Source organism: Thalassotalea psychrophila, assembly GCF_031583595.1.
GTDB classification, from domain to species: Bacteria; Pseudomonadota; Gammaproteobacteria; order Enterobacterales; family Alteromonadaceae; genus Thalassotalea_A; species Thalassotalea_A psychrophila.
Genome location: NZ_CP134145.1, coordinates 1145722 through 1159301 on the forward strand (window position 1 = coordinate 1145722; position 13580 = coordinate 1159301).

Annotated in this window: 11 protein-coding genes; 9 read left to right on the forward strand and 2 right to left on the reverse strand. The window is 37.8% G+C overall.

Features of this window, described 5'->3' with window-relative positions:
* Positions 1–6 precede the first annotated feature (6 nt).
* Positions 7–2544: a tetratricopeptide repeat protein gene (locus tag RGQ13_RS20185; RefSeq protein WP_348392440.1), complete on the forward strand. Its 2538-nt coding sequence runs from the start codon at positions 7–9 to the stop codon at positions 2542–2544.
* A gap of 37 nt (positions 2545–2581) precedes the next feature.
* Positions 2582–3478, forward strand: a complete 897-nt coding sequence (locus tag RGQ13_RS04875) for a D-hexose-6-phosphate mutarotase (protein ID WP_348392441.1) — start codon at positions 2582–2584, stop codon at positions 3476–3478.
* A gap of 153 nt (positions 3479–3631) precedes the next feature.
* Here RGQ13_RS04875 and mutH read toward each other — a convergent pair whose 3' ends face one another.
* Positions 3632–4306, reverse strand: a complete 675-nt coding sequence (gene mutH / locus RGQ13_RS04880; RefSeq protein ID WP_348392442.1) for a DNA mismatch repair endonuclease MutH — start codon at positions 4304–4306, stop codon at positions 3632–3634.
* 139 nt (positions 4307–4445) lie between these two features.
* Between mutH and rppH the strand changes: the two genes are divergently transcribed.
* From rppH to RGQ13_RS04905, 5 genes are all read left to right on the forward strand, one after another.
* Positions 4446–5006, forward strand: coding sequence for an RNA pyrophosphohydrolase (gene rppH / locus RGQ13_RS04885; RefSeq protein WP_348392443.1), 561 nt, complete (start codon positions 4446–4448; stop codon positions 5004–5006).
* A 217-nt stretch (positions 5007–5223) separates the two neighbouring features.
* The gene (gene ptsP / locus RGQ13_RS04890; RefSeq protein WP_348392444.1) at positions 5224–7485 is read left to right on the forward strand and encodes a phosphoenolpyruvate--protein phosphotransferase; all 2262 of its coding nucleotides are present in this window, start codon (positions 5224–5226) and stop codon (positions 7483–7485) included.
* A gap of 81 nt (positions 7486–7566) precedes the next feature.
* The gene (locus tag RGQ13_RS04895) at positions 7567–8358 is read left to right on the forward strand and encodes a sulfite exporter TauE/SafE family protein (protein WP_348392445.1); all 792 of its coding nucleotides are present in this window, start codon (positions 7567–7569) and stop codon (positions 8356–8358) included.
* Positions 8359–8371: 13 nt separating this feature from the next.
* Complete coding sequence (gene lgt / locus RGQ13_RS04900; protein WP_348392446.1) at positions 8372–9208, forward strand: prolipoprotein diacylglyceryl transferase; 837 nt, start codon at positions 8372–8374, stop codon at positions 9206–9208.
* The gene (locus RGQ13_RS04905; RefSeq protein ID WP_348392447.1) at positions 9205–10056 is read left to right on the forward strand and encodes a thymidylate synthase; all 852 of its coding nucleotides are present in this window, start codon (positions 9205–9207) and stop codon (positions 10054–10056) included. Before lgt ends, RGQ13_RS04905 begins: the two co-directional genes overlap by 4 nt.
* Before the next feature lie 311 nt (positions 10057–10367).
* Here RGQ13_RS04905 and rpsT read toward each other — a convergent pair whose 3' ends face one another.
* Positions 10368–10628, reverse strand: coding sequence for a 30S ribosomal protein S20 (gene rpsT, locus RGQ13_RS04910; RefSeq protein ID WP_348392448.1), 261 nt, complete (start codon positions 10626–10628; stop codon positions 10368–10370).
* A 239-nt stretch (positions 10629–10867) separates the two neighbouring features.
* Here rpsT and murJ point away from each other — a divergent pair, with 239 nt between their 5' ends.
* Together murJ and ribF are read left to right on the forward strand one after the other, a co-directional pair.
* Complete coding sequence (gene murJ / locus RGQ13_RS04915) at positions 10868–12439, forward strand: murein biosynthesis integral membrane protein MurJ (protein ID WP_348392449.1); 1572 nt, start codon at positions 10868–10870, stop codon at positions 12437–12439.
* Positions 12440–12647: 208 nt separating this feature from the next.
* The gene (gene ribF, locus RGQ13_RS04920; RefSeq protein WP_348392450.1) at positions 12648–13580 is read left to right on the forward strand and encodes a bifunctional riboflavin kinase/FAD synthetase; all 933 of its coding nucleotides are present in this window, start codon (positions 12648–12650) and stop codon (positions 13578–13580) included.

Sequence of the window (13580 nt, forward strand, 5' to 3'; positions counted from 1 at the left end):
AACATTATGAAAATTAATAAAAAAATAACAATAATTTCAACCCTGTTCACTATTCTGTTTTTGTTTGGGTGTGAAACTACACCTGAAACAGATGAGAACTTAGAAAACTATGCTCGTAATGATTTGTTTGGCGAAAAAGGCCAAACCTCAGGAATTACCAATAAAACAATGGAAGAAGCCTTTCAAAAGGCAATGGAGTCTGAGCAGCGTGGTGATAATGACAAGGCGTTGTATTACTACATTCAGTGTTTAGAGTTTGAACCTAATAATGCCAAAGTATTGTATAGAATTGCTAGAATTCATGACAAACAAGGCAATAATACCATTGCTACTCGTGCTTATACCGAAGCGTTACAGAACGATAATTCATTGATCCTTGCTCACCAGGCTCTTGGTGTTATAGAAATGGAAAATCGTCAGTATCAAAAAGCCCAAGGTCATTTGCAAAAAGCAATTTTATTAGACCAAAAACGTTTAACTGAATTGGGTACTGAAAAGTTTAACAATTATCATACGCTTGATAAAGAGTCACCGATTAATTCTTATAACGTATCAGGCATAATTGAAGATATGCACCAAAACTTCGATTTAGCTCGTATTTACTACAAATTAGCTCTTACCTATAACGAAAATTCCGCTAATATTTTATCTAATTTAGGTTATTCATATTATCTGACTGGAGATTTAACTCTAGCCGAAAGAGAGTATCGTCGAGCTATTAATCTTGATTCAACGCTTAAAAGGGCCTGGAGTAATTTAGGCTTAATTTATGCTCGCAAAGGGCAATACAATCGTGCAATAAAAACCTTTAAGCAGGTAATGAGTGAGTATGATGCATATAACGATTTAGGCTATTTTGTTATGCTCGAAGGCCGCTTAGATGAGGCAGAGTACTTTTTCCAAAAAGCGATAGACATGTCTCCTAGCTACTTTAAAAAAGCTTATGCTAATTTAGAACAAGTGGAGATGAAAAAGCGTGAACTTTGGTTGCAAAAACAAGAAGCTCAAGGATTGGAAGATCCTGAAGTGCTTTCTGAAACGAAAGCTGAAAGCGATGAACCTATAAAATCTTCTAAAATTGCACAAGATAAGTTGGCACATGAAAAATCTATTCAAGATGAACTAGCACTAGTAAAAACCGCTCAAGAAAAATTAGCGAAAGATAAGTTGGCTCAAGAAGAATCTGCTCAAGCTGAGTTAGCTCAAGTCAAAGCAGCTCAAGATAAGTTAATGCAAGATAAGCTTGACCAAGAAAAATCTGCTCAAGCTGAGTTAGCTCAAGTCAAAGCAGCTCAAGATAAATTAATGCAAGATAAGCTTGCCCAAGAAAAATCTGTTCAAGCTGAGTTGGCCCAAGTAAAAGCCGCTCAAGATAAGTTGATACAAGATAAGCTTGCCCAAGAAAAATCTGTGCAAGAAGAACTTGCGCAAGTAAAAGCTGCTCAAGACAAATTAGCGCAAGATAAGCTGACACAAGAAAAAATTGTTCAAGACAAATTGACGCAAGATAAGCTGACACAAGAAAAAACTGTCCAAGATCAACTCGCACAAGTAAAAGCTGCTGAAGATAAACTAGCACAAGATAAACTGGCACAAGAAAAGGCAACTCAAGAGAAACTAGCATTAGTAAAAGCTGCACAAGAGAAATTAGCACATGATAAGTTGGCTCTAGAAAAAACAGCTCAAGAGAAACTCGCCCATGAAAAAGCTGCGCAAGAAACACTCGCGCAAATAAAAGCAGCTCAAGAGAAATTTGAGCAAGATAAGTTGGCACAAGAAAAATCAGCTCAAGTTAAGTTAGCATTAGTAAAAGTCGCTCAAGAGAAGTTAGTACAAGATAAGTTGGCACAAGAAAAGGCAACTCAAGAGAAACTAGCTCAAGTTAAAGCTACTCAAGAAAAATTGGCCCAAGATATGTTGGTTCAAGAAAAAGCAGCGCAAGAAAAATTAGATCAAGATAGGTTGGCACAAGAAAAGGCAACTCAAGAGAAACTAGCTCAAGAAAAAGCAGCTCAAGATAAATCGGCACAGGTTAAGCTAGCCTTAGTAAAAGTCGCTCAAGAGAAATTAGCACAAGATAAGCTAGCACAAGAAAAAGCTGTGCAAGAGCAACTTGCGCAAGTAAAAGCAGCACAAGACAAATTGGCGCAAGATAAGTTGCTTCAAGAGCAAGCTGTACAAGATAAACTAGCACAAGTATCAGCCGCACAAGAGAAGTTAGCGCGAGATACACTGACCCAAGAAAAAGCTGTTCAGGAAAAACTAGCACAAGAAAAAGCTGCTCAAGAAAAAACAGCTCATGAGAAACTTGTACAAGTTAAGCTTGAACAAAAAGAATTAGCAGAAGTAAAGGCTGCTCAAGAAAAGTTGGCGCAGGAGAAAGCAAAGCATCAATTTGAATTGTTTAAAGCTGAGCCAACAGTTAAACTTAATGAATTAGAACTCACATCTTCTGAAGATGTACAAATGGTACAACTTCAGGCATCTTCGGCAAAAACAGCAGCCAATGAATCTAATGGTCAATTAGACCCAAATAAAGAATAGATAAATATATCCCTAATGGATTTTCTAGGATAAAAACTTGTTACCAATTGAAGTGAATACAACAGAGTTCAACACCCTTATCAAAAATAAATATGGGGAAGTTGTTGAATCAAAACTAAGCGACAACTTTTCAGAGTTATTACTTACCCACGATCTTTTCTCCGCACGTTTAACTTTACATGGTGGCCATGTATTAAGTTGGCAGCCGAAAGGTCATGATGAAGTGTTTTGGGTAAGTAAAAAGGCTCAATATCAAGATGGTACGGCAATCCGTGGTGGTGTTCCTATTTGTTGGCCTTGGTTTGGGCCATACAAAAATGCAGGCAACCATGGTTTTGCACGAACAAGTGTTTGGCAATTAGGCGATATAGATATTAATTCTGCAGGGATCAAAGTCGAACTGATTCTTGAAGGAGAAAGCAAATCCTCATCATGGCCATATAAATTCACAATGAAGCAAGTTTTAATGTTTTCTACAACATTTAGTCAACAATTAATAATTGAAAACTTGAGTCATAAGGATTTTCAATTTTCTAGCGCTTTACATAGCTATTTCAGTGTAAGCAACCCTGCAAACATTGCAATTCCTGATTTAAATTCAGCTTGCTTTGATGACAAAATAAAGCAAATTCAAGGTTGTGCTCCTGCCGATGTATTTAATTGTACTGGCCCTATTGATAAAATTTACTATCACAATTCAACAATGACCATGTTTGATAAAGGTTGGAAACGTGCCATTGAAATTAAAAAATCAAATTCTGCACAATGGGTATTGTGGAATCCAGGAATAGATATCGCCGCAGGAATGGCTGATATTCATCAGCAGGGTGAAGATGAATTTGTATGCTTAGAAGCAGCAAATACCAATTGGATAACCGTACCTAACCGTGAAAAAGTGGCATTAAGCCAAGAAATTCAAGTGTATAAACTCTAATTAATTACTTAATGAACTGGCTAAATACACTATTTTAAATGGTTCGTGCCCTCTATGCCTTTTCCTAATAATAGTGCCTTCCACGCTTTTCGTTTCTCCAGTGATAAGCTGCGTAGCAGCGAATAAACGTTCTCGTACCTTGTTTCTATATTATCAATTTACTCGTAAATGATTATTCAGCAACATTTGCGTAAATGGAATTTTTAAATAAAACCCTCTTGGTAGAGTTTGAAAAGGCCTTCCTTGCGAATCAAACGCTTGGGTTTTCACGCTAGAGTTTGCCGCTTTGGGTCTTAGTTGCAGAACTTGTCCGTATTTTGCATTAATTTGTTCAACTCGCCCAAGTGCTATCATGTCTGTTAGCTCTTGCCAGTCTTGTGCTAATAATTGTTCTTCTTGTTGATCTGGTTGCCATAAAAATGGCGTGCAAACTACGCGCTCATGAATAGGGATATCACGCTCTGAGATCACCGGTACCCATAAAACTTTTGATAGTTTATTTTTAAGGTGACATTTTTCCCAAGTCATTCCGGTAATGCCTTTTAATGGCGCAACACAAACAAATGTGGTTTCTAACGGTTTACCTGCTCTATTAATTGGCAGCGTTTTAAGTTCAATACCTAAATCTGGAAAATCGGGCATAGGTAGTGAACCAGCACTAGCTCCTAGTATTTTTTCAAGTAATAAACCTATCCAGCCTTTTTCTCTATTCAAATTTTCGGGCACAATAACGCCTGCTTGTGCAGCCAGTTCACCTAAGGTTAAACCAGCAATACTTTGTGCATGCTTTATAAGTTGTAGTTCTGTCTCTGGGCGGTAATTGGTCAATAGCTTGAGCTTGTTATCTTTGTTTATCAATATTATGCGCAAAAACTACTGAGAATAAAATTAATTTCAGTGTTTATTTGCTCGTAGCGCAAGTTTGTGGAACAATCATTTTATAGTAAAAAATTGAACGGGAGTTCATGTGATTGATGCCGAAGGCTATAGAGCCAACGTCGGCATAGTGATTACAAACGGTAAAGGTCAGGTTTTTTGGGCTAGGCGATATGGCCAACATTCTTGGCAGTATCCACAAGGTGGTGTTGACGAAGGTGAAACAACCGAGCAAACCATGTTTCGTGAACTGCATGAAGAAGTTGGTTTAAAACCACATCAAGTGGAAATTATCGCAAGTACAAAGCATTGGCTTAGGTATCGTCTACCTAAACGGTTAATTCGACATGAGAGTAAACCCATGTGTATTGGCCAAAAGCAAAAGTGGTTTTTATTAAAACTCACTTGTGCTGATGATGAAGTAGATCTATTACATTCAGGTCACCCTGAGTTTGATGATTGGCGTTGGGTAAGTTATTGGTACCCTGTGCGTCAGGTGGTTTCATTTAAACGCGATGTATATCGCAGAGTAATGAAAGAGTTTGCTCCTATTGCTTTAGCACCATTTAAAGCAGAAGGTAATGAGCGTAAACCAAATAAACATCGCCGTGGATCTCATCACCGTCGAGATAATAGAAGACGTACTGGGTAGTGATCATTATGTAAATTAAGTTAGTAACATAACTTATTAAATAAAACCGTATGACGTAAGTTATACGGTTTTATTGTTTTTTAGAGCCGTATAATTCTTTTGGCTGCATTTAATTGGCCATTTTAAGATAATCAAAAAGTAGGGTATACTGATTAATCTTTAGAAAAAACTTCAACTAAAATAAACGTTTAATAGTATTCAACGAGCAAAGGAGCTTATGTTAACCACGTTACGTAGAATTGTTTTAGCATTCGGGCAAGAACCCGAACTTGATACCGCCTTGCAGAATATGGTTGGACAAGTAAAAGCTGCAATGGCTGCTGAATGTTGCTCGGTTTATTTAGCAGACTACGAACAAGAACATTTCCTGTTAATGGCTTCTGATGGTTTAGCTAAGGATTCATTAGGCCGAGTTTCAGTCGGTTTTTCTGAAGGTTTAGTTGGTCTAGTTGGTCAACGAGAAGAGCCTATTAACATCGCAAATGCTCAACAACATCCTCGTTTTAAAGAAGCCCCAGAAGTGCAAGAAGAAGACTTTAATGCCTTTTTAGGTACCCCCATTATTCATCAACGACGTGTGTTAGGCATATTATCTGTTCAACAAAAACAAGCACGTGAATTCAATGAAAATGAAGAAGCTTTTCTTGTTACTATTGCCGCCCAATTGGCCATTGCCATCGCCAATGCTGAAACGAAGGGCATTTTAAGTAGGAATACCAAACAACAAAATCGTCAATATGTTCAGGGGATTCCTGGCTCTCCAGGTTTAGCTATTGGTAATTTTTATGTCAGTTATCCTAAAGCACAGTTAAGCAGTGTTAGTTTAACCAAAGTATATCAATCGAGCTCTCAAACAAAATTTTTTCAGCATGCTGTAATTAAAACAAAACGCGACCTCAGACAAATGAGTAGCCGTATGCAAGGTGCCATACCTGAAGATGCCCTTGATATTTTTGAAATGTATGAGCATATGCTAGAAAGCACCAGCCTACGCGATGAAATTCTCGAAAAAATAAATTCAGGTTGGGATGCTCAAAGTGCTTTAAAGTTGGTCATTGATCAATACGTCATGCAATTTGAGTCAGTAGAAGATCTCTATATTCGCGAACGAGCTACTGACATAAAAGATCTTGGTAATCGAGTATTATTTCATTTACAACAGGAAGATAGTAATAAGCCCGACTTCCCCGAAAATATGATTTTAGTGGCTCAAGAGGTCACCGCTTCATTATTGGCTGAGTATCAGCATAAAGGCTTAAAAGCGATTGTTTCATTATCAGGATCTACTAACTCTCATGCTGTGATTTTGGCTAGAGCTCTAGGCATTCCTGCCATTATGGGCGTGGGTAGTATTCCTTTAGCAAGCTTTTGGCATAAACACGCTATTGTTGATGGTTATTCGGGTGAAATTTTCTTATCGCCAGATACTGCTACTTTGACCGAATATCAACACTTAGTGCGCGAAGAAGATGAACTACAAGAAATTGTAAAACAGGTCATTAATCTTCCTGCAATTACCAAAGATGGAAAATCTATCGAGCTGTTATTAAATGCAGGCTTAGGGGCTGAATTTGATAATTCGATGAAAAATGGCGCTATAGGTATTGGTTTATATCGTACAGAAATTCCATTTATGGAGCGTAGTTGTTTTCCATCGGAGTTAGAACAAGTTGTATTGTACAAAAAAGTATTGAACTCATTTCCAAGACAGCCTGTTGTTATGCGTACGTTAGATGTCGGTGGTGATAAAGCTTTACCGTACTTTCCTATAAGTGAAGATAACCCATTTTTAGGTTGGCGTGGCATTCGTATTACTCTCGATCATCCTGAAATTTTTCTGGTGCAAGTGCGTGCAATGCTTAAGGCAAATATTGGTTTAGGCAATTTAGAAATAATGTTGCCTATGGTCTCTGGTACAACAGAAGTCGATGATGCTATCCGGTTGATTAATCAAGCGTACTTTGAAGTAAGCAACGAAAGTGAAGTACCGGTGGCTAAACCTAAGGTTGGAATAATGCTTGAAGTTCCTTCCGTTATTTTTCAGTTGTCAGAGCTTGCTAAAAAAGTAGACTTCTTTTCTGTGGGCAGTAATGACTTAACCCAGTATCTTCTGGCTGTAGATAGAAACAACTCTAGAGTTGCGCCTTTATTCGACTCATATCATCCTGCAGTGCTTAGAGCGTTAAATCAAATTGCCGAACAAGCGCAAATTGAATTAATTGAGTTAAGTTTATGTGGTGAGCTTGCCAGTGAACCTGGCGGTGCGCTGTTATTACTTGCTATGGGGTATGATAAATTAAGTATGAATGCTCATAATATTCCCAGAATTAAATGGGTTTTGCGTCATTTGGATTATAAACAAGCACAATTAATACTATCCCATTGTCTAATGTTAACGACACCCAAACAGGTGCATAATTACCTTAATGAGCAATTAGAATTGCTTGGTTTAGGTGGATTTGTACGAGCAGGTAAGTAATAAATACCAATTCTATTAAATTAATAAGTATTTTCATCTATTTAGGGTTAAAATTAATACTCTAACTAAATAGAGTCTCTAATGTTTTTATCAGTTTTTCTAATATGTATGTTACTAGGTACCTTGGTCGGCTTTTTAGCTGGTTTGTTAGGTATTGGTGGCGGCTTGGTGATTGTTCCTGTTTTGATCATAATTTTGCCTACACTAGGCATACATGCTGATATTGTTATGCCAATTGCGTTGGCATCGTCTCTTGCCTCAATTGTTGTAACTTCCAGCAGTGCCGCATTTAATCATCATAAATCGGGTAATATACCTTGGAAAATGACTAAAAAATTATTGGTGTTTGTCGCAGTAGGCGCTGTTGTTGGTGCTAATCTTGCTGATTTATTACCAACCAGTACACTTACTGCTATCTTTGCCACTTTTGTTATTTCTTTAGCCACATACATGCTGTTTTCTATACGCCAAACCGTGCATAGAGATTTGCCTTCAGATAACGTTTTAAAAGCGGTTGCCAGCGGAACCGGAGTTATTGCTAGTTTGATGGGGATCAGTGGCGGGGCGGTTCTAATACCGTTTTTAACCTACTGTGGAGTAAATTTATTACATGCCATAGGTGTTTCTACAGCATGTGGCATGATTGTCTCGCTTTTTGGCACAATGGCGTTTATGATTGCTGGTCTTGGTAATCCAAATCTTCCCGAGTGGAGTTTAGGTTATATTTACTGGCCGGCAGTGTTAGGTATCGCCTCTACGTCAACAATCTTGGCGCGTTACGGGGTGAAGCTCGCCAACAAACTACCGGTTAAAACAATAAAAAAAGTTTTTGCTGCTTTCTTAATTTTAGTAGCATTAAAAATGATGATTTAACACTGGATCGTTTATGACCCTTGCTGCAATTCAATTTCCGATTATTGACCCTATTATATTTTCAATCGGACCTATCGCCCTTCGATGGTATGGCTTCATGTATTTAATCGGTTTTATTTTAGCAATGGTAATTGCTAATAAAGCTGCCGATAAAAGTAATGGCCTATGGACTCGAGACCAAGTAAGTGACTTACTGTTTTATGGTTTTTTAGGTGTGATATTAGGTGGCCGAATTGGCTATGTATTATTCTATAACTTCGATTATTTCCTCAGCGATCCTCTTTATCTATTTAAAATATGGACCGGCGGAATGTCATTCCATGGTGGTTTGCTTGGGGTTGTTACCGCAATTGCATTTTTTGCTCGCAAAGAAAAGAAAAGCTTTTTACAAGTTGGCGATTTTGTCGCGCCTTTAGTGCCGCTCGGTTTAGGGGCTGGCCGAATAGGCAACTTCATTAACGCTGAATTATGGGGACGTCAAACGGATGTTCCATGGGCAATGGTATTTCCAACTGACAGACTTGGCTTAGCACGTCATCCATCACAGTTATATGAATTCTTTTTAGAAGGTGTAGTGCTGTTTCTTATTATTTACTTTGTTGGTAAAAAGACTAAAGCAGCAGGTGTTGCTAGTGGCTTGTTCTTGGCCGGTTATGGCTTGTTTAGAATGATAATTGAATTTTTCCGTGAGCCAGACGCTCATTTAGGATTTTATTTCAGTTTCATTTCAATGGGGCAGATGCTTTCATTGCCTATGGTGATAATTGGAGTCGGAATGATTGTTTGGGGATTAAACAATAGTCAGCAGATTGTTAATAATACGAAAAAGAATAAGAGCAGTGCAAAATGAAACAATATTTAGATTTATGTCAACGTATTATCGATGACGGTACATGGGTAAGTAATGAGCGCACAGGTAAGCGCTGTCTAACCCTGATCAATGCCGATTTAGAATACCAAGTTGGTAAGAATGAACTTCCTATCATTACAACTCGTAAAAGCTTTTATAAAGCCGCTATTGCAGAGTTGCTTGGTTACATCAAAGGTTATGATAATGCTGCTGATTTTCGTGAATTAGGTACACCTACTTGGAATGCCAATGCCAATGAGAACGAAGCTTGGTTGAATAATCCTCATCGTAAAGGTGAAGATGACATGGGCCGTGTTTATGGAGTACAGGGCAGAGCATGGGCTAAACCAGATGGTGGCCATGTTGATCAAGTTAAAAAGGTTGTTGATAATTTAAGTAAAGGAATTGATGATAGAGGCGAGATCATCAGCTTTTATAATCCAGGTGAGTTTCATATGGGGTGCTTACGTCCATGTATGTTCCAGCATCAATTCTCACTACTTGACGGAACTTTATATTTAAATAGTTACCAACGCAGTTGTGATGTGCCGTTAGGTCTTAATTTTAATCAAATTCAAGTCTTTGCATTCTTAGCGATTATGGCGCAAATCACCGGTAATAAAGCTGGCGTTGCTTATCACAAAATTGTTAATGCCCATATTTACGAAGATCAGTTAGATTTAATGGAAAACGTACAGTTAAAACGCGAACCATTTGCATCACCTCAGCTTCGTATTAATCCAAAGATTAAGTCATTAGAAGATTTAGAAACTTGGGTAACTATGGATGACTTTGAGGTGATAGGGTACGAACACCACGACCCTATCAAATATCCGTTTTCGGTTTAATAATTTATTAAATCTTAAATACAAAAATGGCGCTATTAAGCGCCATTTTTATTGTCTGGTTGGTCTGAATTTATTCGGACGTAACGATGGTCATTAACGCGCGAATACAGAATTTAGACCATCCATGGCAATTCTAAGTTAAATCATCCATGATTTAAAATTCACGCCAACCTAATTTTCTGGTTGGTCCGAATTTATTCGGACGTTAAAAACAAATAGCTCCATGCGTCCTACATCCGCTAAATACTGTACATCCATGTACAAAAAAACCGGCAGAAGCCGGTTTTTAAAATGTAAAATTTAAGTTCTAATTAAAGAGCTTTAATTTTAGCATTTAAGCGGCTCTTAACACGGGCAGCTTTGTTTGCGTGAATTAAACCTTTACTTGCGTAACGGTCTAAAATTGGAGAAGCAATAGAGAACTCTTTAGTTGCTTCTTCTTTGTTACCAGCTTCAATAGCAGCGATAACTTTTTTCAAGTAAGTGCGCATCATTGAGCGACGACTTGCATTGTGTTGGCGACGCTTCTCTGATTGAACAGCGCGCTTCTTAGCAGACTTTGAGTTAGCCAAGGTGGACTCCTAAAAATAAAATAATATAGCCATAATTTAAGGCGACGAAATATGCCTTTTTTTCCGGTTGATGTCAAACTATTTATCGAATTATTACTCAATAATTAAATTTTTAACAAAAAATGCGGTTTTTCGAGGGCATTCAAAGAAGAAGATGATAACATTAATAATGGCTGAGGACTAAGGTTCTCAGTGATTATTTGCTAAAAACTAATAAAAATAACAATGGAGTATCATTTTTGAGTAAGAAATTGCTTAAATCAGGGCTTATCGTCAGCTTTATGACGCTTATCTCTAGAGTTTTAGGTCTTGTTCGTGATGTTGTAATCGCTGACAAAATTGGAACTGGAGTAGGTGCTGATGTTTTCTTCTTTGCCAATAAAATTCCTAATTTTCTCCGTCGTCTTTTTGCTGAAGGGGCATTTGCACAAGCATTTGTACCTGTGCTTAGTGAGTACCAAGAGCTTGATGAAAAAAATGGTACCAATGAAACCCGAGAACTGATCTCTAAAGTAAGTGGAACGTTAGGTGTATTGGTTTCTATTGTCACACTCGTTGGCATGATAGCTACTCCGATGTTTGTTGCACTATTTGGTTTTGGCTGGTTTCTTGACTGGTTATATGATGGTCCTAATGCCGAAAAATTTGATTTAGCATCATCATTACTCACCATTACCTTTCCTTACTTATGGTTTATTAGTTTTACCGCACTTTCTGGCGCAATATTAAATACGTTAGGTAAGTTTGCCGCGGCGGCATTTACGCCTGTATTGCTTAATGTTTGTATTATTGGCGCAGCAATATATTTATCGCCAATGTTTGAACGGCCTGCTTTTGCGCTCGCTTGGGGCGTGTTTTTAGGTGGTTTAACTCAGTTCTTGTTTCAAATACCGTTTTTGATAAAAGCTGGCGTTTTAGTTAAACCAACATGGGGCTGGAATCATGGTGGCGTAAAAAAAATTCGCAAGCTTATTGTACCTGCTCTATTTGGTGTTTCGGTTACGCAAATAAATTTATTACTTGATACCTTAATTGCCAGCTTTTTAATCACTGGCTCTATTAGTTGGCTCTATTACGCCGATAGGTTATTAGAGTTCCCGTTAGGGTTGTTTGGTATAGGCATTGCTACGGTAATTTTGCCTAGTTTGGCAAGGTTGCATGCCAAGCAAAATCCACAAGAATTTTCATCAACAATTGATTGGGCACTAAAAGTTGTAAGCTTATTGGGCTGGCCTGCTATGGCTGGTTTAATGGTGCTGGCGCAACCAATAATTATGGTGCTATTCATGCGCGGAGAATTTTCTGAGCATGATGTTATGCAAGTATCGTTTGCACTTTATGCGTATTTAAGTGGTCTATTAAGCTTTATGTTTATTAAAGTATTAGCGCCGGGTTACTACGCTCGCCAAGATACTAAAACGCCAGTAATTATCGGCATAAAGGCCATGGCTGCAAATATGGTATTTAATTTAATATTAGCGCCATTTTATGGTTATGTCGGTTTAGCAATCGCCACTGCGTTATCTGCTACGTTAAATGGATTTCTACTTTATCGTGGTTTAAGTAACCGCGGCATTTACCACATAGATAAAAGCACGCTATTTGTAATCTTACGTTTAATTTTTTCAGCGTTAGTTATGGCCGGGACTATTTACTTTTTATCGCCTGGTTTTGACGCATGGCTTACTTTATCGTTCAGTGCACAAGTATTTAAATTAGTTTATTTAATTACCGTAGGGGCGATAACTTACTTTTCTTGTGGCGCCATTCTAGGAATAAGGCTAAAGCACTTCGTCAGTAAAACATCTTAAATTTAAGTTTAAATGTTAGCTTTTGGTCAGGGAAACTTACCCAAAAGTTAACAAATTTAACCTTCTCGTAAAAAAGTTTAGAAAAATAACCATTAATTCCTAACTATCTTTACCTTAAGTGCTGATTATTAACTCACACTGAGATATAATTCGTCAGTTTTTCAATAAGCAAATAAACTCTTTTTTGAGTAATGGACTAATACAATAAATGCAACTAGTTAGAGGTATACACAATATTCGCGACGCGCATAATGGTTGTGTATTAACAATTGGTAATTTTGATGGCGTGCATTTAGGGCATCAAAGAGTGGTTAAAGCTCTCGTTGAAAAAGCGCAGCAGCTAAATTTGATCCCTGCGGTATTAGTATTTGAGCCACAACCACAAGAGTTATTTAATCCACAAATGGCGCCTGCCAGGCTTAGCCGTTTACGTGATAAATATACGCTACTGAAAACGTTAGGTGTACAGCGGTTAATTTGTGTCAACTTCAATCATGAATTTGCCAGTCAAAGTGCCGAACAGTTTATTGAAGATTTATTGGTTAATAAACTTGGCGTAAAGCATTTAATTATCGGCGATGATTTTCGGTTTGGTAAAAATCGTTTAGGCGATTTCTCTATGCTTAAAAGCGCTGGTGTAAAGTTTGGCTTTGATGTAACTGACACCAAAAGTTATAAAATGTTGGAGTGTCGAATTTCTAGTACTGAAATTCGCCGAGCACTACAGCAAGATGAATTACATGACGCCGAGCTTATGCTTGGCCGAGAATATAGTATTATTGGCCGTGTAGTACATGGCGATAAACAAGGTAGGAACCTTGGTTTTCCTACCGCAAACGTATTATTAAAACGCTGTGTATCACCAGTTGCTGGTGTATATGTAGTGAAAGCAAAAGCTTTAGGTAAAAGTGTTTATGGCGTTGCCAATATTGGTTCAAGACCAACGGTTAACGGTATAAGACAACAACTTGAAGTTCATATTTTCGATTTTAACAACGACTTGTATGGTCAACAAATTGAAGTGGCATTATTAAAGAAATTACGCGCCGAACAGCGCTTTGCCTCTTTAGATGAGTTAACTGCGCAAATTGCCAAAGATAGTGAACAGGCTCGCAATTATATTGCTAACCTGAATAAGTAA